This window comes from Kitasatospora phosalacinea (assembly GCF_030268885.1).
In the GTDB taxonomy this organism is placed as follows: Bacteria; Actinomycetota; Actinomycetes; order Streptomycetales; family Streptomycetaceae; genus Kitasatospora; species Kitasatospora phosalacinea_C.
Genome location: NZ_BSSA01000016.1, coordinates 76,422 through 96,325, shown reverse-complemented (window position 1 = coordinate 96,325; position 19,904 = coordinate 76,422). Strand labels below are relative to the sequence as shown.

17 protein-coding genes and 3 tRNA genes are annotated in these 19,904 nt (G+C 74.1%); 1 reads left to right on the top strand and 19 read right to left on the bottom strand.

Features of this window, described 5'->3' with window-relative positions:
* Positions 1-80: 80 nt before the first annotated feature.
* From QSK52_RS22585 to QSK52_RS22540, 10 genes are all read right to left on the bottom strand, one after another.
* Entirely contained in the window at positions 81-1,373 is a 1,293-nt protein-coding gene (locus QSK52_RS22585; RefSeq protein ID WP_285737941.1) for a hypothetical protein, read from the bottom strand.
* 92 nt (positions 1,374-1,465) lie between these two features.
* Positions 1,466-1,538, bottom strand: a tRNA-Ala gene (locus QSK52_RS22580).
* Positions 1,539-1,732: 194 nt separating this feature from the next.
* Positions 1,733-1,805, bottom strand: a tRNA-Ala gene (locus QSK52_RS22575).
* Between the two features lie 38 nt (positions 1,806-1,843).
* Positions 1,844-1,916, bottom strand: a tRNA-Ala gene (locus QSK52_RS22570).
* Positions 1,917-2,036: 120 nt separating this feature from the next.
* The gene (locus tag QSK52_RS22565; RefSeq protein WP_285738024.1) at positions 2,037-2,684 is read right to left on the bottom strand and encodes a histidine phosphatase family protein; all 648 of its coding nucleotides are present in this window, start codon (positions 2,682-2,684) and stop codon (positions 2,037-2,039) included.
* Positions 2,681-3,118 carry a ribosome silencing factor gene (gene rsfS, locus QSK52_RS22560; protein WP_285737940.1) on the bottom strand — a complete coding sequence of 146 codons (438 nt, stop codon included), beginning with the start codon at positions 3,116-3,118 and terminating at the stop codon, positions 2,681-2,683. The genes QSK52_RS22565 and rsfS overlap by 4 nt, the downstream gene beginning before the upstream one ends.
* Before the next feature lie 119 nt (positions 3,119-3,237).
* Entirely contained in the window at positions 3,238-5,343 is a 2,106-nt protein-coding gene (locus QSK52_RS22555; protein WP_285737939.1) for a LytR C-terminal domain-containing protein, read from the bottom strand.
* A gap of 19 nt (positions 5,344-5,362) precedes the next feature.
* Positions 5,363-6,058, bottom strand: coding sequence for a nicotinate-nucleotide adenylyltransferase (nadD, locus tag QSK52_RS22550; RefSeq protein ID WP_285737938.1), 696 nt, complete (start codon positions 6,056-6,058; stop codon positions 5,363-5,365).
* Between the two features lie 201 nt (positions 6,059-6,259).
* Positions 6,260-6,409 carry a hypothetical protein gene (locus QSK52_RS22545; RefSeq protein WP_285737937.1) on the bottom strand — a complete coding sequence of 50 codons (150 nt, stop codon included), beginning with the start codon at positions 6,407-6,409 and terminating at the stop codon, positions 6,260-6,262.
* Between the two features lie 241 nt (positions 6,410-6,650).
* Positions 6,651-6,878 carry a hypothetical protein gene (locus QSK52_RS22540; protein ID WP_285737936.1) on the bottom strand — a complete coding sequence of 76 codons (228 nt, stop codon included), beginning with the start codon at positions 6,876-6,878 and terminating at the stop codon, positions 6,651-6,653.
* Positions 6,879-7,166: 288 nt separating this feature from the next.
* Here QSK52_RS22540 and QSK52_RS22535 point away from each other — a divergent pair, with 288 nt between their 5' ends.
* Positions 7,167-8,243: a M48 family metallopeptidase gene (locus tag QSK52_RS22535; RefSeq protein WP_285737935.1), complete on the top strand. Its 1,077-nt coding sequence runs from the start codon at positions 7,167-7,169 to the stop codon at positions 8,241-8,243.
* 81 nt (positions 8,244-8,324) lie between these two features.
* Here QSK52_RS22535 and QSK52_RS22530 read toward each other — a convergent pair whose 3' ends face one another.
* The 9 genes from QSK52_RS22530 to QSK52_RS22490 all read right to left on the bottom strand — a co-directional run bounded on the left by QSK52_RS22530 (position 8,325) and on the right by QSK52_RS22490 (position 19,789).
* Positions 8,325-9,383 (bottom strand): hypothetical protein, encoded by a 1,059-nt coding sequence (locus QSK52_RS22530; protein ID WP_285737934.1) that lies wholly within the window; start codon positions 9,381-9,383, stop codon positions 8,325-8,327.
* Between the two features lie 151 nt (positions 9,384-9,534).
* A complete protein-coding gene (locus QSK52_RS22525; RefSeq protein ID WP_285737933.1) occupies positions 9,535-10,197 on the bottom strand; it encodes a hypothetical protein in 663 nt (220 codons plus the stop codon).
* Between the two features lie 193 nt (positions 10,198-10,390).
* Positions 10,391-11,698 (bottom strand): glutamate-5-semialdehyde dehydrogenase, encoded by a 1,308-nt coding sequence (locus tag QSK52_RS22520; protein WP_285737932.1) that lies wholly within the window; start codon positions 11,696-11,698, stop codon positions 10,391-10,393.
* A gap of 118 nt (positions 11,699-11,816) precedes the next feature.
* On the bottom strand, positions 11,817-12,305 hold the full coding sequence (locus QSK52_RS22515) for a hypothetical protein (protein ID WP_285737931.1): 489 nt from the start codon (positions 12,303-12,305) through the stop codon (positions 11,817-11,819).
* Positions 12,306-12,385: 80 nt separating this feature from the next.
* Entirely contained in the window at positions 12,386-13,522 is a 1,137-nt protein-coding gene (proB, locus tag QSK52_RS22510) for a glutamate 5-kinase (protein ID WP_285737930.1), read from the bottom strand.
* A 191-nt stretch (positions 13,523-13,713) separates the two neighbouring features.
* Positions 13,714-15,174 (bottom strand): GTPase ObgE, encoded by a 1,461-nt coding sequence (gene obgE / locus QSK52_RS22505; RefSeq protein ID WP_285737929.1) that lies wholly within the window; start codon positions 15,172-15,174, stop codon positions 13,714-13,716.
* A 102-nt stretch (positions 15,175-15,276) separates the two neighbouring features.
* Positions 15,277-15,534 (bottom strand): 50S ribosomal protein L27, encoded by a 258-nt coding sequence (gene rpmA / locus QSK52_RS22500; RefSeq protein WP_030906548.1) that lies wholly within the window; start codon positions 15,532-15,534, stop codon positions 15,277-15,279.
* A gap of 37 nt (positions 15,535-15,571) precedes the next feature.
* Positions 15,572-15,889: a 50S ribosomal protein L21 gene (rplU, locus tag QSK52_RS22495; protein WP_285737928.1), complete on the bottom strand. Its 318-nt coding sequence runs from the start codon at positions 15,887-15,889 to the stop codon at positions 15,572-15,574.
* Between the two features lie 240 nt (positions 15,890-16,129).
* Complete coding sequence (locus QSK52_RS22490; protein WP_285737927.1) at positions 16,130-19,789, bottom strand: Rne/Rng family ribonuclease; 3,660 nt, start codon at positions 19,787-19,789, stop codon at positions 16,130-16,132.
* Positions 19,790-19,904 lie beyond the last annotated feature (115 nt).

The window sequence follows — 19,904 nt, the reverse complement described above, 5'->3', positions numbered from 1 at the left end:
GGGTACCGCACCCCCTCAACCCCCTTTCGCCTCACCACGTCAACCCCCCGCACGGCCTGCCACCGCGCCTCCGCGCACCGCTACGCCTCCGCGCGCATCGCGGTGTCGAAGTCCCGCAGGGCCCGCGCCACCCGGGCCGACTGCATGCCCGCCGCGAGCTGCCGCGCCCGGTCCGCGGTCCGCTCGGCCTCGGCCCGCTCGCCGGTGCGGCGGTAGGAATCGGCGAGGCGCACCATCAACAGCGCCTTGGCCCGGGCCCGTTCCACCGAGAGCGAGTCGATCGAGGACAGCAGCAGGCTGCGCGCCTGCTCGTGCTCGCCGAGCAGCAGGTACCCCTCGCCGACCATGCCCTCCAGGTCGGCCCGCTCCTGCCCGTGCCCCTCCACGCCCTCCAGCACCCGGAACGCCCGCTCGGCGACGGCCTCCGCACTGATCTGCTCCCCCTTGCGGCCGTGCGCCCGGGCGATCCGCCCCAACTGCAGGGCCCGCTCGCGCGGCGTCAGCACGGCGTCCGCGGCGCGCAGCGCGGTGGAGAGCATCGCCACCGGGTCGAGCCCCCGCCCGCCGGAGTTGTACGTCGCCTGGACGGCGAGGCAGCCCACCACGCCGACGCCGAGCCGCGGGTCGCCCGAGACGTGCGCGGCCCGCAGCGCGGCGACGAAGGCCCGCTGCGCGGCGGCGTCGTTGCCCATGTCGTAGTTGGCCCAGCCGACCAGCCGGGCCAGTCGGCTGGCCGCCCCGTACAGCTCGCGGCCGAGCGGTTCGTCGTAGCTGCCGAGTTCCAACAGCTTTCCCACCATGGCGAGTTCGGCCTTGGCCAGGTCGAGGATCAGGCCGCCGCCGTAGGTGCGTTCCAGCCGCTGCTTGGAGTCGTAGGACAGCCGCAGGTCGGCCAACTGCTCGGGGGCGATCCGCAGCGCCCCCTCCCCGCCGGTGACCGGCGGGGGCGGGGAGGCCCAGTGCCGGGCCGCCTGCTCCAGCTCGTCGCCGCGGAACAGGTCGGTCAGGCGCACCGGTGCGCCGTCGGTGCCCGCCTCGCGGAGTGCGGTCTGCGCGGTGTCGGCGGTCCACGGGTCGGTCAGCAACCGGGGCGAGAGCATCTTCGCGCCGCGGCGGGAGCCCATCTGCCCCCAGAGCTGCTCGTAGGTGACGGCGATGCCGACGCTGCGGCCCAGCACCTCGCAGACGGTCTGGTCGTGCGGCGAGCGCGGCACCATGCCCCGGTCGCGCCACTTGTACGGTGCGGTGGAACTGATCGCCATGCCGCTCGGGAGCACCGCGTTCACCTCGCGGGCCAGCCGCTCCGGGCTCCATCCGAGCTGGTGGAGTATCCGGGCGAGCTCGTCGTTCCGCTTCCGCACCAGGTCGGCCATGGCACGACGGTAGCGGCCCCGCCGCCCGCCCGGCAGGGAAGTCCGGTGAACGGCCGAAGGCCGCCCCTCGCGGGACGGCCTCCGGACTGCTGTGGAGCTAAGGAGAATCGAACTCCTGACCTATTGCATGCCATGCAATCGCTCTACCAACTGAGCTATAGCCCCATGCTCTTACTGCTGTCACCTGCGGTTTCCCTCGGCGACATCGCCAACTGTACACGGTCGGCGCCCCCGGCCCTAATCCGTTCCCCGGGGCCCGTCCGCGGCATCCCCTCCCGCGACGCCCTCCCCCGCGGACCCTTCCCCGGAGACACCGAAGGCCGCCACCCTCTTCGGGTGGCGGCCTCGCGGAACTGCTGTGGAGCTAAGGAGAATCGAACTCCTGACCTATTGCATGCCATGCAATCGCTCTACCAACTGAGCTATAGCCCCGCGACACTGACGACCACTCACGGACCACCGGTGCGGAGTGGAGCTAAGGAGAATCGAACTCCTGACCTATTGCATGCCATGCAATCGCTCTACCAACTGAGCTATAGCCCCGCAGTTCCGCGACTCCCGCCCCCGGTTTCCCGTCTGCGTTCCTCGCTGCGAACGAGGAAGACTCTAGCTGGTCAGAGTCGGAACTGTGAAATCCGGGTCGCCCGGCCGTCGGACCCCGCCTCAGGTCTCGTCGCCGATGACCGGCTGCGGCAGCGTGCCCGCGTTGTGCTCCAGCAGCCGCCAGCCGCGCGAGTCCTGGCCGAGCACCGACCAGCAGCAGTTGGAGAGGCCGCCGAAGCGCTCCCACAGCTGCGGCTCCAGGCCCAGCATCCGGCCGATCATGGTGCGGATGGTGCCGCCGTGGCTGACCACCACCAGGGTGCCGCCCTCGGGCAGCTTGTCCACCGCGTCCAGCACCACCGGGACGGCCCGGTCGGCCACCTCGGTGGCCAGCTCGCCGCCGCCGCGCCGCACCTGCTCGCCGTTCGCCCACGCCTCGTACTGCTCCGGGTACCGGGCCCGGATCTCGGCGTTGGTGAGGCCCTGCCACTCCCCCGCGTAGGTCTCCCGCAGGCCCTCGTGGTGGTGCACCTCGAGGCCGGTGAGCGCGGCGAGCTCGGCGGCGGTGCGCCGGGCCCGCTGCAGGTCGGAGGAGACCAGCAGGTCGGGCCGGAGCCCGGCGAGCAGTCGGGCCGCCCGCTGGGCCTGGAAGATGCCCTGGTCGGTGAGCTCGATGTCCGTGGTGCCCTGGAACCGCGATTCGAGGTTCCAGGAGGTCTGGCCGTGCCGCCAGAGGACGATGCGCGGCCAGGCCCCCGAGCGGCTCAGAGGTCGCCCCCGGAGACGGCGTTGCCGGCGGCGTCGGTGACGGCGTTCTCCGGCCGGTTGCGGGTGGCCAGCGCGTCCTCCGGGATCGGCAGCTCGGGGCAGTCCTTCCACAGGCGGTCGAGCGAGTAGAAGGAGCGCTCCTCGGAGTGCTGGACGTGCACCACGATGTCCAGGTAGTCGAGCAGGATCCAGCGGCCCTCGCGCTCGCCCTCCCGGCGCACCGGCTTGACGTCGAGCTTCTCGCGCAGCTGCTCCTCGATCTCCTCCGCGATCGCCCGCACCTGGCGGTCGTTGGCGGCGGAGGCGATCAGGAAGGCGTCGGTGATCGACAGCACCTCGCTGACGTCGAAGGCGATGATGTCGTGCGCCAGCTTGTCGGCCGCCGCCTGGGCGGCGACGGTGATGAGTTCCTGGCTTCGGTCGGTGACGGTCACGATGCTCTTCCGGATCGGCTGTGGGGATACCCTCCCAGGATCTCACGAACGCGACGGAGCCCCCGAGCGTTTTCCGCCCGGGGGCTCCGACCGTGCCTTCGCGGCGTCCTACCGGGTCCTCACGGCGACTTCTGCACCGGCGGCTGGTAGTCCTTGCCGATCACCAGGACCAGGTCCGCGTTCTGCGCCTCGGTGGCCTTCTTCACCACCGAGTCCGGCAGATTCATGCTGGTGGCCAGGGTGAGGGCCGCGGGCCGCTTGGCGTCGTCGGTGTAGCGGATCTCGGAGGTCGCCTGCACGGGAGCCTTCGCGCTGGAGGGCAGCACGTCCATGCCCGCGTTGATGACCGCGGCCAGCGCGCCCGTCCCCGCGTCCTCGCTGCCGGAGGCGTTGACCATGGCGACGCGGGTGGAGCCACCGGTACCCTTGGCGCTGCCGATGGTGCCGCCGAGGATCTCCTTCACCTGCGTGCCCGCCGTGGCGTCGTCCAGCGTGCCGTCGGGCTTGGCGGTGAGCTTGGCGGTGGACAGGTGCCCCGCCTTCGCCTGCTTGGCCAGGTTGACCAGCACGCCGGCCAGCGCGCTCTCCGGGAGCGAGGGGTCGGCGACCGAGTTCATCCGGTGCACGTCGTCGGTGGCGTCGGCCATGGTGGTCGGCATGGTGTTGATCACCGCGGCCATCACCTGTCCGAAGCGGGCGAGCTGGGCGTCCCGGTCCTCCCCGGGCGCCTGCAGGGTCGCGTAGGCGACGGCGGCGCGCCCGTTCAGCAGGACGCCCTTGCCCGCCGCGGCAAGCACCTTGCCGTCCGGCTTGTTGTCCTCGCGCACCTCGGCGTTGGTGTCCACCTTGACGCCACCGAGCTGGGAGACCAGCAGCAGCAGGTACGGGGTGTCCAGCCGCCAGGTGCCGGCCACCTTGGCGCCGAGCACCGCGGACAGGCCGTCGCGGGTCGCGGAGGCGCCGATGTCGTCCAGGGACTTGCCGACCGTGGTGGTGGAGGAGGCGCCGTTGCTGGGCAGCTGCAGGTTGTCCGGCAGCAGCAGCACGGTCGCCTTCTTCCCGCCCTCGTCGTCGACCAGCAGGGCCGTGGTGACCTTGCCCTGCGGGTCGCGCAGGTGGACCACGTTGACGTACCGGCCACCGGCCGCCGCGGACGCGTCGTCGCCGCCGCCGAGCTTCCCGGTCCACCACAGGTAGCCCGTCCCACCGACCGCCAGCACCACCACCGCCACCAGCAGCGAGAGCAGCCGGTTGCGCAACCGCCGCCGACGCTCGGCCCGCACCTCGCTGCGCGACTCGGCGAACTTCAGCCAGTCGATCGCGTCCTCGGACTCCTCCGTCTGCTCGTCGACGAAGCTGAACTCGCCCGTGGTGTACGAGTCGCCGCCCTTGGCCTTGGCCCGGGCCGCCGCGGCCGCCCGCCCGCCGACCTGCTCGGACGGCTCCTCCGCCCCCTCCCCCGCCGACCCGGTCCCCGCACCGGCGCCCGGCCGCGGCGGCACCACGGCACCCGCTGCGGCCGCGGGCGCGGCCACCGGGCTCACCGGAGGCACCGAACGCCCCGCCGCCCGCGGCGGGACCTGCCCGGACACCTGACCGGGCACCTGCCCCGGCACTTGGCCGGGAGCCGTCACCGGGGACGGTGCCGCCCCCTGCTGGTGCAGCCCCTGCGCGGGCTGCGGCTGACCGTAGTAGGAGTCGTAGGACTGCTGCCCGTACGCCTCCCCGCCCGCCTGCTGCCCGCCGAACTGCCCCTCGTGGCCGCGCCGTTCGAACCCCTGCGGCTCGTAACCGCCCTGCTCGTAGCCACTCTGCTCGTAGCCACTCTGCTCGTACCCGGACTGCTCGTACCCGGGCTGCTGGTAACCGCCCTGCTGGTAGCCCTGCGCCGGGTACCCGGGCGCCGCAGCCTGCTGCCCGCCGCCGTAGGGGTCCTGCGGGTACGTTCCGGGCTGCTGCTGGTACGGGGAGCCGTACTGGTCGTACTGACCGCCCTGCCCGTACGACTGCTGCTGGCCGTAACCCTGCTGCGCCTGCCCGTAGCCGTCGTACCCCTCGTACCCCTCGTAACCCTGCTGCCCCTGCTGCCCCTGCTGCCCCTGCTGCTGCGCGTACCCCTGCTGCTGCTCGTAGTAGCCGGGCTGCTGTTGGGGCTGCTGGGGCCGCCGGGGCCGGGACGGGGGCTGCTGGCCGAACCAGTTCTGGTCGTCGGACGTTCCGGTCACGTCGTCCCTCCCGGGGGCATCAAGGCCGGGCCGACGCGTACAGCGCCCGCTTGTGGATGTATCGGACCACGCCGTCCGGCACCAGGTACCAGATGGGTTCGCCCTTGGCGACGCGCACCCGGCAGTCGGTGGAGGAGATGGCGAGTGCGGGCACCTCGACCAGCGAGACGCCGCCGACCGGCAGGCCGGTGTCGGAGAGAGTATGGCCCGGCCGGGTGCAGCCGATGAAGTGCGCGAGGTCGAAGAGTTCCTCGGAGGAGCGCCAGGAGATGATCTGGGCGAGGGCGTCGGCGCCGGTGATGAAGAAGAGTTCGGCGTCGGGGTGGAGGCTGCGGAGCTCGCGCAGGGTGTCGACGGTGTAGGTGGGGCCGTTGCGGTCGATGTCGATCCGGCTGACCGAGAACTGCGGGTTCTCGGCGGTGGCGATCACCGTCATCAGGTAGCGGTCCTCGGCCGGCGAGACGTGCCGGTCGGACTTCTGCCAGGGCTGCCCGGTGGGGACGAAGACCACCTCGTCCAACTGGAAGGCGCTCGCCACCTCGCTCGCGGCGACCAGGTGCCCGTGGTGGATGGGGTCGAAGGTGCCGCCCATCACGCCCAGCCGTCGCCTGCGCGCACCGCCGTCCGGTGTCGGGGTGGCGTCCGGCGCCGGGGTGCCCGGCGCGGAGGTGCCCGGCGCCACGTTCGTCCCGGAGGTCTCGACCTGCTCTCTCATGGCGCCACACCTTACGCGACCCGGATGTCCCGGGGGTTCGGCCCGTCGGCGCTCCCCGGCCGCACCGCGCTCCCGGCCGCCCCCCACCTCACCGCGCCCCGGCGCCCCGGGCCGCGGACGCACGGTCGCGTACGCACGGCGACGGAAGCACGGCGGAGGGGGCGGCAGCGCGACGGGTCGGGGCGACCGGTCGGCCGCGGCTCAGCGGTCGCGGTTGAAGCGGGTGGTGATGAACAGCAGGAGCAGCAGGATGAACAGCGCCGAGCCGCCCGTCAGCAGGGGGTTGAGGCTGTCGTGGTTACCGCCCTCCTCGGCGAGGCGGACGATGGCGGGCAGGGCAGCAGAGCTCATGATCGGCGGGACCTTCTCGGCTCGGTGTGAGGACCAGGCGGTCACGGACCGTACGGCCCGCGCGCTCATCGTACGGGGGCCTGACACGCAACCGCGCGGCGGCCCACCGCGTCTGACCACCCATGAGCCGTCGACGCGGACCCGACCCGCGCCGGGCCGGTGCCCGGCTGGTGTCCGGCCGGTGCCCGGCTGTGGTGTCCGGCCGGTGTCCGGCCCGGCCCGGGTCGGCCCCGTCCCCGGATCAGCCCAGGTCGTCGGCGGTGCGCCCGGCCGTCCCGGCCCGCTCCGCCTCGCGGGCGGCCTCGCGCGCCGCGTCGCGCTTGGCGCCGTCGCGGCTGGCCCGGGCCAGCGCCCACACCATCAGGCCGACTCCGACGAAGGAGGCGATCAGGATGAACCGCAGGAACAGACCGGGGCCGTTCTCGGTGGAGATCGGTCCGGCGAGCTGGACCAGGGCGGCAGTGGACATCACGGGCTCCTTGTTCGGTACGGCACAGCCAGGGTAGTCCCGCTTACGGCCGTCCCGGCCCGGCGCCCCCGGGTGTCGGCGGACCGGCGACGAGCCGGCGGCAACCCGTCGACGGGCCGACGACGGGCCCCGGCGGAGCGTCCGCGGGGCCGCCCGGGTCTCCCGCGCGGCGGTGCGGACGGCGTAGCGTGACCGCGGGGACGAGTACGGACACACCGACGTTGAAGTGGAAAGCAGCGGGGGCCGGCCGGGGAGCCGGTGCCGGCGTCGATCCAGGAGAGGTACTCAATGACCGACATGACCAAGGGTTCCGCGCCGAGCCGCCGCCGCCAGCGCTTCCCGGAGATCTCCACCCGGGCGTGGGAGCACCCGGCGGACCGCTCCGGCCTGGTGGCGATGCGCAAGCTCAGCGGCTTCGACGACGTCCTGAAGAAGCTGGCCGGCCTGGTGTCGGAGCGCAGCGTGCGCCTGATGTTCCTGGCCACCGCGGTCAAGACCTCGGAGCGCCAGTTCCCGGAGCTGTACGACATGGTGCGGGACGCCGCGTACGTCCTGGACCTGGACAAGGTCCCGGACCTGTACGTCTCCCAGGACCCGAAGGTCAACGCGTACTGCATCGGCATGGACACCCCGGTGATCGTGGTCACCACCGGCCTGGTCGAGCTGATGGACGAGGAGGAGCTGCGCGCGGTGATCGGCCACGAGGTCGGTCACGCGATGTCGGGGCACGCGGTCTACCAGACCATGCTGCTGATCCTCACCAACCTGGCGACCCGGGTCGCCTGGATACCGCTGGGCAACCTGGCGATCATGGCGCTGATCACCGCGCTCAAGGAGTGGTTCCGCAAGGCGGAGCTGTCCAGCGACCGGGCCGGTCTGCTGGCGGGACAGGACCTGCAGGCGTCGATGCGGTCGCTGATGAAGCTGGCCGGCGGCGCCCACATGGCCGAGATGAACGTGGACGCGTTCCTGGAGCAGGCCGCCGAGTACGACAAGGCGGGCGACCTGCGCGACAGCGTGCTGAAGCTGCTCCAGGTGCTGCCGCAGTCGCACCCGTTCGCGGTGGTGCGGGTGGCCAAGCTGAAGAAGTGGGCGGAGAGCGAGGAGTACCGCTCGATCATGGCCGGGGCGTACCCGCGCCGCGGCGACGACCCGGACGCCTCGGTCAGCGCGCAGTGGAAGGCCGCCGCCGAGTCGTACTCGCAGTCGGTGAAGGAGAGCAAGGACCCGCTGATGGGCCTGCTGCGCGACCTGGGCAACGGCGTCGGCACGGTCGGCGGCAAGCTCCGCGACACCTTCACCGGCGCGGGCCGCGGCAACGGGGACGGCGGCGGCAGCAGCAAGGACGGCGACTCCCAGGGCTGACCGCACCGGGCCCGCCACGCGCCGGTCCCGCCACCGCACCGGTCCCGCCCGCCGCACCGGGCCCGCCGCCGCGCCCCTGGTTCAGCCGGTGATCGGCCCGAGCACCCCGCAGGACTGCCAGGCCGGCCGCGCGTGGTCGGCCGGGTCCACGGCGGGCGGGGTGCTCGGGCGGACGCCCGCCGCGGTGGCCAGCAGCGGCTGCAGGTAGGCGCTCTGCCCGGCCGCGCAGGAACTGGGCCCGGCCTGCACCGCGGCGTCGACCACCCGCAGTCGGCCGGTGTCGAGGTCGGTGCGGTCGATGTCGATGCGCACCGACCGGCGCACCGCGTACAGGGTGACCGAGGGGTCGCTGGTGGTGCCGGCCGGGCGCAGCGCGTACACCAGGGTGTGGTCGGTGGTGACCTCCAGGGTGTCGCCGTTGAGTTCGCCGATGCGGACGACGCCGGTGGCCTTGACGGTGTCGGTGGCGAGGGCGACCTGCCCGGGGTCGAAGCGCACCATCCAGCCGGTGGCGGCGTGGTGCTGGTCGTCGCGGGGCGAGTTGGTGCTCTCGTCGTACTGGGCGAGCTCCCCGGCCGTGATCAGGGCGCGGACCTGCTCGGTCTCGTTGGCGGTCAGGGTGGCCGGGGTCAGCTCGGAGAGCACCAGGTAGTGCTGGACGGAGTCCAGGGCCCGCTGCACCTGGGAGCCGGTGAAGTGGGCGGTGGCGGTGGCGGCCGGCAGCCCGAGTCCGGCCGGACCGTCGGCGTACCCGGCGGGCAGCCCGGCGAACGGGTTCGCGTGGTCGGCGGCCGCGGTGACCGCTCCGGCGGGGGCGAGCGGGGTGAGGCCGACGGTCAGTTGGGTGCCGCTGGGCGGCGCGACCTGGCCGCGCGGGGAGCTGATCCCGAAGTAGACGGCGGCGGCGAAGGCCAGCGCGACCACCAGCAGCAGGGCGAGGGCCTGCCGGGGCATCGCCAGCCAGCCCCAGCCGCGCGGCCGGGTGGCCCGTCCGAGGGCGCCGGACAGCCGTTCCTGCGCGGACAGCTCCTGGATCCGGGCAGCGCGGACGAACGATTCGTCGAAGACGACGGACCGGAACTCGTCATCGTTGGAACCACCCTCGGGCGTGCCCCCAGGAGGCTCGCGCGGGTCACCCATGACACCAGGGTAGACTCGCGGGCCGTCCGCGACGAGGGCGCGCGGGTAACGAGCGCGCGACGGCGCGTGACGGGCGGCCGGAGGGCGGCCGAGGCGGGCGGAGCGGCGTCCGAGGCGTGGGCGGAGCGGCCGCCAGGGGGCCGCGCGGCCGTCAGCCGACGGGCACGGCGGCCGCCGCGGACGGCTGCCCGGGCACCGCGGCCGGGCTCCCGCCGCTCCCGCCGTTCCCGCGGCTCGGCCCGCCGCCGCTCTGGCTGCTGCTACCGCTGCTCGGCCGGGTCGGCGTCTCCTGCCCGCCCCCGCCGACGCCCCGGTAGACCGCGGCGACCGACAGCGCGACCAGGCCGACGCCCATCACCAGCGCCAGCACCCAGGCCACCGGCCGGTGCCAGCGCTGCTGGGCGACCGTGCCGCCGCGCAGCGGGTCGAAGGCGCGGACCCGGGGACGGCGGGTGCGCCGTTCCTGCCGGTCGCAGCCCGACCACGGGTCGGGGTAGAAGCGGTCCTCGTCCAGTCCTCCGGGCAGCGGGCGCAGTTCCAGCGGCAGCGCCTCGCCCCCCGCGGCGAACTCCGTGAACTCGGCGAACTCGCCGAACTCCGCGGACTCGGTGAACTCGTAGCTCCGGGCCGCTCCCGCCTGTTCCGGCTCCAGCCGGGCCTCGGCGGCGGCGAGTTGCCGCTCCAGGGCGCTCGGCTCGTGCACGGCGGCGGAACGGACGAAGTTCTCGTCGAAGACCACGGTGGCGAACTCGTCGTCCGCACCACCGTGGTCGGCGCCGTCGGAGTACGGCGAGCCCCCCACATCCTCAGCCACGGATTCAATGTATTACCGGCCGGGGCGTTTGTCTGTGGGTCTCGCCGATCGGGTCCGGACGGACTACGGCATTCGGCCGCGCCCCGCGGACCCGCGAATCCCGCCGGCCCCACGCACCCCGCCGGACCCACGGATCCCGCCGACCCCACGCACCCCGCCGGACCCGCGCACCCGCGGCCCCGGCGGGCCGGGTTCAGCCGCCGACGGTCTGCCGGGCCTCGCCGCGGACGTGCCCGTCGCCGGTGACGATGTACTTGGTGCTGGTCAGCTCCGGCAGCCCCATCGGGCCGCGGGCGTGCAGCTTCTGGGTGGAGATGCCGATCTCCGCGCCGAAGCCGAACTCGCCGCCGTCGGTGAACCGGGTGGAGGCGTTGACGGCCACCGTGGTGGAGTCGACGAGCTGGGTGAAGCGGCGGGCGGCGGGCTGCGAGCCGGTGACGATCGCCTCGGTGTGGCCCGAGGAGTACCGGCGGATGTGCTCGACCGCCGCCTCCAGCGAGGGCACCACGGCGGCCGCCAGGTCCAGCGAGAGGTACTCGGTCTCCCAGTCCTCCTCGGTCGCCGGGACGGCCGTCACCCCGGTGCCCTCGGCGGCCTTGAGCACCGCGTCGTCGCCGTGCACGGTGACCCCGGCCTCGGCCAGCGCGGCCAGCGCGAGCGGCAGGAAGGCGTCCGCGACGTCCTGGTGGACCAGCAGCGTCTCGGCGGAGTTGCAGACGCTGACCCGCTGGGCCTTGGAGTTGAGCAGCACGCCGACGGCCATCGCCAGGTCGGCCTGCGCGTCCACGTACACGTGGCAGTTGCCGGTGCCGGTCTCGATCACCGGGACGGTCGAACCCTCGACCACGGTGCGGATCAGCGAGGCGCCGCCGCGCGGGATCAGCACGTCGACCAGGCCGCGGGCGCGCATCAGCTCCTGCACCGACTCCCGGCCCTCGCCCGGCACCAGCTGGATCACGTCGGCCGACAGGCCCGCGCCGGCCACCGCCGCGCGCAGCACCTCCACCAGCGCGGTGTTGGAGCGGTACGCGGAGCCCGAGCCGCGCAGCAGCACCGCGTTGCCGGACTTCAGGCAGAGCGCCGCGGCGTCCACCGTGACGTTCGGCCGGGCCTCGTAGATGATGCCGACCACGCCCAGCGGGACGCGCACCTGGCGCACGTCGAGGCCGTTGGGCAGCGTGTAGCCGCGGACCACCTCGCCCACCGGGTCGGGCAGGCCGACCACGCTGCGGACGTCGGAGGCGATCGCGGCGATCCGCTCGGCGGTGAGCGTCAGCCGGTCGATCACCGACTCGGCGGTGCCGGCCGCCCGGGCCCGCGCCACGTCCTCCGCGTTGGCGGCGGTGATCTCCGCGGAGCGCTCGACCAGCGCGTCCGCGATCGCCAGCAGCGCGGCGTCCTTCACCGAGCGCGGCACTGGCGCCAGGGCGGCGGCCGCCTCCCGGGCACGGCGCGCGGCGGCGAGGACGGGGCTGTCGGCGGTGGCGGTGAGATCGCTCATGCGGCCAAGCCTAGCGAGCCGGCGCCCCCGCCCCGCCGCGCATTTCGCCCGCTGAGACGTCCGCGCGGACGCCCCCGCACCGGCACCCGCGAGCGCGCCCGCGGGACCGGCGGCGCGCTCAGTACGGGTGCACCCCGCCGAGCTGCGGCGGCGGGTCCCCGAAGCCCTCGGCGACCCGCTTGTGGTACGTCGGACGGTCCACCACCTCCAGGCCGACGATCTCCCAGGCCGGGAGCTTGGCGCTGGCCTTGTGCTCGCCCCACAGCCGCAGCGCGATCGCCGCCGCGTCGTGCAGGTCCCGCGCCTCCTCCCAGTAGCGGACCTCGGCGTGGTCGGCGGCGTAGCGGGCGGTCAGGAAGAACGAGTGGTCGTGCGCCAGTTTCTCCAGTGCCGTCCGCAGTTCGGGCAGCGGTGTCGCCGCTCCGGCCACGCTCAGCACCACGTGCCACATCCGGGTCTGCTCCCGCACGGAGCCCCGGGACTCCTGCCCGGCGTCCCGGTCGGCCTCCCGCGGAGCCCGCTGCTCGACGCCCCGGCCGCCCTCGATGCTGGTGAGCCGCCGCTCGGACCTCTGCTCCGGCAGCGCTTCCTCCCGCCTGCGAACCACCGGCGGCCTCCTGTTCAGCGTGTCGCGCGGACCCCCCGGTCCGCTGCTCCCACCCCCCGTACCGGCCCCGCCGCCCGTGCTCAGCCGCGCAGCACGACCAGGTCGTCGCGGTGGACGACCTCGCGTTCGTACGCGGCGCCGAGCTCCTGGGCCAGTTCTCGGGTGGACCGGCCGAGCAGACGGGGCAACTCCCTCGCATCAAAGTTGACCAGCCCGCGGGCGACGATGTGACCGTTTTCGCCAAGAAGGTCGACCGGATCGCCCGCGGCGAACTCCCCTTCGACCCGGGTCACCCCGGCGGGCAGCAGCGACTTGCCGCCGTGCACGACGGCCGCCACCGCCCCGTCGTCCAGGGTCAGCGCGCCGCGCGGCGAGGAGGCGTGCTCCAGCCAGAGCAGCCGGTCGGCGGAGCGGCTGCCGGTGCGCAGGAACAGCGTGCCGGTGGGACGGCCGGCCAGGGCGTCGGCGGCCTGGCTGGCGGCGGTCAGCACCACCGGGATGCCCGCGCCGGTGGCGATCCGGGCCGCCTCGACCTTGGTGACCATGCCGCCGGTGCCGACGCCCGCCTTGCCCGCGCTGCCGATCTCCACGCCCGCCAGGTCCTCGGGGCCGTGCACCACCGCGATCCGGCTGCTGCCGGGCTTGGCCGGGTCGCCGTCGTACAGGCCGTCCACGTCGGAGAGCAGCACCAGCAGGTCGGCCCGCACCAGGTGCGCCACCAGCGCGGCCAGCCGGTCGTTGTCGCCGAACTTGATCTCGGCGGTGGCGACGGTGTCGTTCTCGTTGACGATCGGCATCGCGCCCATGGTCAGCAGCTGGTCCAGCGTCCGGTACGCGTTGCGGTAGTGCGCCCGGCGGCTGGCGTCCTCGGCGGTCAGCAGCACCTGGCCGACCCGGATCCCGTAGCGCGCGAACGAGGCGGTGTACCGGGCCACCAGCAGGCCCTGGCCGACGCTGGCCGCGGCCTGCTGCCGGGCCAGGTCCTTGGGGCGCTTGGCCAGTCCGAGCGGGGCCAGGCCGGCCGCGATGGCGCCGGAGGAGACCAGCACGACCTCCGGCGCGTCCCCGCGGGTCCGCAGCTTGGCCAGGGCGTCCACCAGCGCGTCCACCCGGTCCGCGTCCAGGCCGCCGGCGGCGGTGGTCAGCGAGGACGAGCCGACCTTCACCACGATCCGCCGCGCCGAGACGACTTCCTCGCGGAGCAACTGATCCACCATCAGCCCGACCTTCCGACGCAGCCTGTTGTACGTCCGCAATCTAGCGAGCGCGGTTGCGGGTCACGAAATCGCGACGAGGCGTGAGACGTCGCCGGTTCGGAGAGCGCGAACAGGGGCGCGGACGGTGAAGTCCACGCCCCTGCGGCACCGGAACACGCCCCGGACGCGCCCGCCCGGGCCGGGGCCCGCGCCTACTGGTCGAGCTGCTCGCGGCCGGAGGAGAGCGCCTCGAAGTCCAGGTACTCCTGCTCCGCGGCGTCGCGGCCGCGCTGGCGCTCCCGACGGCGGTCCACCGCGGGGCGCTGGGTCTCGAAGCGGTGGTCCTCGCCGCGGCGGCCGAGCATCTCCGCACCGGCGGCCATGGTGGGCTCCCAGTCGAACACCACGGCGTCCTCGTCGGAGCCGATGATGACGGTGTCGCCCTCCTTGGCGCCGATCTTCCAGAGCTCCTGCTCGACGCCGAGCCGGGCGAGCCGGTCGGCGAGGTAGCCGACGGCCTCGTCGTTGGAGAAGTCGGTCTGGCGGACCCAGCGCTCGGGCTTGCCGCCGCGGATCCGGTAGGCGCCGTCCTCCTCCTCGATGGTGAAGCCGGCGTCGTCCACGGCGGTGGGCCGGATGACGATGCGGGTGCTCTCCTCGACCGGCTTGGCGGCACGCGCGGCGGCGACGATCTCGGCCAGCGCGAAGGAGAGTTCGCGCAGGCCCTTGTGGGCGAGCGCGGAGACCTCGAAGACCCGGTAGCCGCGCTCCTCCAGCGAGGCGCGGGTCAGGTCGGCGATGTCCTGGCCGTCCGGGACGTCGATCTTGTTGAGCGCGACCAGTCGCGGCCGGTCCTCCAGGCCGCCGTACTGGGCGAGTTCGTCCTCGATGGTCTCCAGGTCGGTGAGCGGGTCGCGGCCCGGCTCCAGGGTGGCGCAGTCCAGCACGTGCACCAGCACCTCGCAGCGCTCGACGTGCCGCAGGAACTCCAGGCCGAGGCCCCTGCCCTGGCTGGCGCCGGGGATCAGGCCGGGCACGTCGGCGATCGTGTAGACGGTCGAACCGGCGGTCACCACACCGAGGTTGGGGACGAGGGTGGTGAACGGGTAGTCGGCGATCTTCGGCTTCGCGGCGGAGAGCACGGAGATCAGCGAGGACTTGCCCGCGCTCGGGTAGCCGACCAGCGCGACGTCGGCGACGGACTTCAGCTCCATCACGATGTCGCGGGCCTCGCCGGGCTCGCCCAGCAGCGCGAAGCCGGGCGCCTTGCGGCGGGCGGAGGCCAGCGCCGCGTTGCCCAGGCCGCCGCGACCGCCCTGGGCGGCGACGAAGCTGGTGCCGTGGCCGACCAGGTCGGCCAGCACGTTCCCCTTGCGGTCCAGGACGACGGTGCCGTCCGGCACCGGCAGCACGATGTCCGCGCCCACCGCGCCGGTGCGGTGGCCGCCCGCGCCGGGCTTGCCGTTGGCGGCCTTGCGCTTGGGCGAGTGGTGGTACTCGAGCAGGGTGGTGACCTGCGAGTCGACGACCAGGATCACCGAGCCGCCCTCACCGCCGTTGCCCCCGTCGGGGCCGCCCAGCGGCTTGAACTTCTCCCGGTGCACGGAGGCGCAGCCGTGGCCTCCGTTACCCGCGGCGACGTGCAGTTCGACGCGGTCCACGAAGGTGGTCATGAGGGGTGCCTCCCGTGCGAAGAAATGAGGTTGTCCTGCGGTAAAGCGGAAGGGTGGGCCCGGATCATCCCGGCCCACCCTTCACAGCGAGTCTGTACGGACTCAGGCCTCGACGGCCACGATGTTGACGACCTTGCGGCCGCGACGGTTGCCGAACTCCACGGCACCGGCGGTCAGCGCGAACAGGGTGTCGTCGCCACCACGGCCCACGTTGGCGCCCGGGTGGAAGTGGGTGCCGCGCTGGCGGACGATGATCTCGCCGGCGGAGACGACCTGGCCGCCGAAGCGCTTCACGCCGAGGCGCTGGGCGTTCGAGTCACGACCGTTGCGAGTGGAACTCGCACCCTTCTTGTGTGCCATCTGGCTATCCCCTTTCTAGGAAGACCGCAGGAAGTGGTTACTTGCTGACCGAGTCGATGCTGGTGATGCGCACCGCGGTGTGCTTCTGGCGGTGGCCCTGACGACGGCGGTAGCCGGTCTTGTTCTTGTAGCGCAGGATGACGATCTTGTCGCCCTTGGTCTGGTCGACGACCTCGGCGTGGGCCTTCACGCCGCCGAGCACCCACGGGTCGGAGGTGACGGAGTCACCGTCGACGACGAGGATGGTCGAGAGCTCGACCGAGTCACCCGGCTTGGCGTCGATACGGTCGATCTCCAGCACGTCGCCCACGGCGACCTTGTGCTGGCGGCCGCCGGCGCGAACGATCGCGTACATGCGGTACCTACTTTCCTAACTCGGTCGGAACTCCGGATGCCAGCCGCCCGGGTACGGACACAAGCGGCCTCCCCCGTCGGACGCCGGAAGCGGCGTCCACCCGGGGGGTGAGGTGCTCTGGAGCGCGGCGTCAACACGCCGATGGTCAAGAATACGGACCCGTCCATCCGAAGACAAACCGGGACGTGCGCGGGGGCCGGGAGCACCGCCGAAGCGGTGCTCCCGGCCCCCGTCGCGACCTCACTCCGCGGCGCCCTCGCCCTCGGCGGCCGCGGCCTTCTTGGCCGCCGCACCGGTCCGCTTGGTGGCGGTCTTGCGGGCGGTGGTCTTCTTGGCCGCCGCGGCGGTGGTCTTCTTCGCCGCGGTCTTCTTGGCCGCCGTGGTCTTCTTGGCGGCGGTCTTGGTCGCGGTCTTGCGGGCGGCGCGCTTCTTCGGCGCGGCCTCCTCGACCGGAGCCTCCTCGGCCGCGGCCTCGGCGGGCTGCTCGGCCTCGGCGGGCTGCTCTGTCTCGACCTCGACGGCGACCTCGGCCGCGGGCTCCACCGCGGCGACGGCCTCGGCCGTCACCTCGGCCGCGGCCCGGGCGACCTCGGTGGCCTCCGCGGCCCCGGTGGCCTCCGCCTCCGCGGCCGACTTCTCGGCGGCGGCGCTCAGCGCGGCCTCCATCGCGGCCTCGGCACGGGCCTGCAGGACGACGATCTCGGCCTCGCCGGACGTCCCGGCCGGGGCGGTGGCCCGGCGCACGGCGCGGCGCCGGGTGCGGCCGCCGACCACCGGGGCGGCCACCGGGCTCGGCTTCTCCTCGGCCCCGGCCACCGGCTCGGCCGCCGCAGCGGGCTCGACGACCTCGGCGTCGGCGAAGGCCTCGACCGGCTCCAGCTCCTCGACGACGTCGAGCGCGACCTCGGCCGCCTCGACCGCCTCCTCGACCTCCTCGGGCTCCACCGAACCGATCGCCTCGGTGGTCCCCTCGACCGCGTCCGCCTCGGCGTTCCCGGCCCCGCCGCGGCCCCGGCGACGGCGCTTGCCGCCGCCCTCGCCCGCACCGGCCGCGGGCGCGGCGTGCGAGCCGCCGCCGTTGCCGTGGTGGTGGCCCGGCTGGTCCATGTGGACGATCACGCCGCGGCCGTTGCAGTGCACGCAGGGCTCGGAGAAGGACTCCAGCAGGCCCTGGCCGACCCGCTTGCGGGTCATCTGGACCAGGCCGAGCGAGGTGACCTCGGCCACCTGGTGCTTGGTGCGGTCGCGGCCCAGGCACTCCAGCAGGCGGCGCAGCACCAGGTCGCGGTTGGACTCCAGCACCATGTCGATGAAGTCGATCACGATGATGCCGCCGAGGTCGCGCAGCCGCAGCTGGCGGACGATCTCCTCGGCCGCCTCGATGTTGTTGCGGGTGACGGTCTCTTCCAGGTTGCCGCCCTGGCCGACGAACTTGCCGGTGTTGACGTCGATGACGACCATCGCCTCGGTCCGGTCGATCACCAGCGAGCCGCCGGAGGGCAGCCAGACCTTGCGGTCCAGCGCCTTCATCAGCTGCTCGTCGATCCGGTAGGTGGCGAACACGTCGACGTCCGAGGTCCACTTCTGCAGGCGCTCGGTGAGGTCGGGGGCGACGTTGGAGACGTAGTCGTGGATGGTGTTCCAGGCGTCGGCGCCGCTGACGATGACCTTGGTGAAGTCCTCGTTGAAGATGTCGCGGACCACCCGGACGGTCATGTCGGGCTCGCCGTACAGCAGCGCCGGGGCGTTGCCGCCGGCGGCCTTCTTCTGGATCTCCTCCCACTGCGTCTGCAGGCGCTGGACGTCGCGGGTGAGCTCCTCCTCCGAGGCGCCCTCGGCGGCGGTGCGCACGATCACGCCCGCGTCGTCCGGGACGATCTTCTTGAGGATCTGCTTGAGGCGGGCCCGCTCGTTCTCCGGCAGCTTGCGGGAGATGCCGGTCATCGAGCCCTCGGGCACGTACACCAGGTAGCGGCCGGGCAGCGAGATCTGGCTGGTCAGCCGGGCGCCCTTGTGGCCGATCGGGTCCTTGGAGACCTGCACCAGCACGGACTGGCCGGACTTCAGCACCGACTCGATCCGGCGCGGGCCGCCGTGGCCGCCCAGCGCGCCGAAGTTGACCTCGCCCGCGTACAGCACGGCGTTGCGGCCCTTGCCGATGTCGACGAACGCGGCCTCCATCGACGGCAGCACGTTCTGCACCTTGCCCAGGTACACGTTGCCGACGTACGAGGTGGCCTGCTCCTTGTTGACGTAGTGCTCGACCAGCACGCCGTCCTCCAGCACGCCGATCTGGGTGCGGGCGCCGTTCTGGCGGACCACCATGACCCGCTCGACCGACTCGCGGCGGGCCAGGAACTCGGCCTCGGTGATGATCGGGACGCGGCGGCGGCCCAGCTCGCGGCCCTCGCGGCGGCGCTGCTTCTTGGCCTCCAGACGGGTGGAGCCCTTGATCGACTGCACCTCGTCCGGGTCGAACGCGGGCTCGGCGGAGCGGCGGCGCGGCTCGCGCACCTTCACCACGGTGCGCACGCCGTCCTCGGTGGTCTCGGCCTGCTCGGCACCGCCCTCGCCGCTGCGGCGGCGGCGACGGCGACGGCGGCGCGAGGAGGACAGGCCCGCGGCCAGGTCGTCCTCGTGCTCGTCCTCGGCCTCGTCGTGGTCCTCGGCGCCCTCCTGGGCGGTGTTTTCGGCCTCGGCCTCGGTCTCGGCGCTCTCCGCCTCGACCGCCTCGGGCGCGTCCTCGGCGTCACCGCGGCGGCGGCGACGGCCACCGCGACGGCGGCGGCGGGACGGGCGGTCGTCCTCCCACTCGGCGTCCTGCTCGGGACCGGCGGCGGGCGCCTCGACCTCGGCGGGGGCCTCGGCCGGCGCCGGCGCGGCCGGGGCGGCGGCCTTGGCGGGCTGCTGGACGGGCTTGGCGGGCTTGGCCGGCTGCTGGACGCGCACCGCGGTGCGGACCCGGCGGCGGCGGCCGACGCCGCTGTACTCGAACTCGTCGTCGCCGGTGGCCGACTCGGCCCCGGCCTCGGCGGCGACCGGCTCGGCGGTCTTGGCGGCGGGGGCCTTGGCGGCGGGCGCGGGCGCGGTGTAGGGCGCGGGCTCCTGGAACACCGGCGCCTGGAAGATCGCGGTGGACGGGCGGACGGCCCGCCGACGGGCGCGCGGCGGCTCGGCCTCGACGACCGGCTCGGGCTCCGCGACGGCCTCGACGGCTGCGGGCTCCTCCGCGGCCTCCTCCGGCTCCTCCTCGGCAGCGGCCGCGGGCTCCTCGGCGACGGCCACGGGCTCCTCGGCGGCCGCGGGCGACTGCACCGGGGCGGACGCCCGCTTGCGGGTCCGCCGGGCCCGGACGGGCTTCTCCTCGGCGACCGGCTCGGCCTCCACGACCGGCTCCGGCTCCGCGGCGGCCGCGGGCTCCGCGGCGACGGCCTCGGACTCCTCGGCGGCCGCGGGCGACTGCACCGGGGCGGACGCCCGCTTGCGGGTCCGCGGGGCCCGGACGGGCTTCTCCTCGGCGACCGGCTCGGCCTCCACGACCGGCTCCGGCTCCGCGGCGGCCGCGGGCTCCTCGGCGACGGCCACGGGCTCCTCGGCGGCCGCAGCGGCCTCGGGCGCCCCGGCCGGGGCCTCGACGCGCTTGCGGGTGCGCCGGGCGCGGACCGGCTTCTCGGGCGCCGCCTCGACCGCCTCGACGGGCTCGGCCGCCGGAGCGGCCGGCTCGGCGGCCGGGGCCGCGACGACGGTCTCGGCGCCCTCGCTCGCGGCGCCCTGCGGGGAGCCGGCCGGGCGGGAGACCGCCCGGCGGCGGCGCCGCGGCGGGGCCGCGGAGGTGCCGTCGGCGGCGCTGTTGTCGTTGTTGTCGGCCGCAGCGGGCTGCGGTTCGGTGTTTTCGAGCATGCGGGTGTGTCTCCCGTCAGGCCCCCGGGCTCCGCGTCCGGGCACGACGCTCCACCGCGTTCACCAGCCGGCCGCCGTTCGGGCGGTCCGGCTCCCACGGTGCCGTCGTGCGGAC

Excerpts from the sequence above, each read along its gene's own strand:
- QSK52_RS22585 (WP_285737941.1), bottom strand. The coding sequence starts at position 1,373 with ATGGCCGACCTGGTGCGGAAGCGGAACGACGAGCTCGCCCGGATACTC.
- nadD (WP_285737938.1), bottom strand. The coding sequence starts at position 6,058 with ATGAGAGAGCAGGTCGAGACCTCCGGGACGAACGTGGCGCCGGGCACC.
- QSK52_RS22545 (WP_285737937.1), bottom strand. The coding sequence starts at position 6,409 with ATGAGCTCTGCTGCCCTGCCCGCCATCGTCCGCCTCGCCGAGGAGGGC.
- QSK52_RS22540 (WP_285737936.1), bottom strand. The coding sequence starts at position 6,878 with ATGTCCACTGCCGCCCTGGTCCAGCTCGCCGGACCGATCTCCACCGAG.
- QSK52_RS22535 (WP_285737935.1), top strand. The coding sequence starts at position 7,167 with ATGACCGACATGACCAAGGGTTCCGCGCCGAGCCGCCGCCGCCAGCGC.
- QSK52_RS22530 (WP_285737934.1), bottom strand. The coding sequence starts at position 9,383 with ATGGGTGACCCGCGCGAGCCTCCTGGGGGCACGCCCGAGGGTGGTTCC.
- QSK52_RS22520 (WP_285737932.1), bottom strand. The coding sequence starts at position 11,698 with ATGAGCGATCTCACCGCCACCGCCGACAGCCCCGTCCTCGCCGCCGCG.
- proB (WP_285737930.1), bottom strand. The coding sequence starts at position 13,522 with ATGGTGGATCAGTTGCTCCGCGAGGAAGTCGTCTCGGCGCGGCGGATC.
- obgE (WP_285737929.1), bottom strand. The coding sequence starts at position 15,174 with ATGACCACCTTCGTGGACCGCGTCGAACTGCACGTCGCCGCGGGTAAC.
- rpmA (WP_030906548.1), bottom strand. The coding sequence starts at position 15,534 with ATGGCACACAAGAAGGGTGCGAGTTCCACTCGCAACGGTCGTGACTCG.
- rplU (WP_285737928.1), bottom strand. The coding sequence starts at position 15,889 with ATGTACGCGATCGTTCGCGCCGGCGGCCGCCAGCACAAGGTCGCCGTG.
- QSK52_RS22490 (WP_285737927.1), bottom strand. The coding sequence starts at position 19,789 with ATGCTCGAAAACACCGAACCGCAGCCCGCTGCGGCCGACAACAACGAC.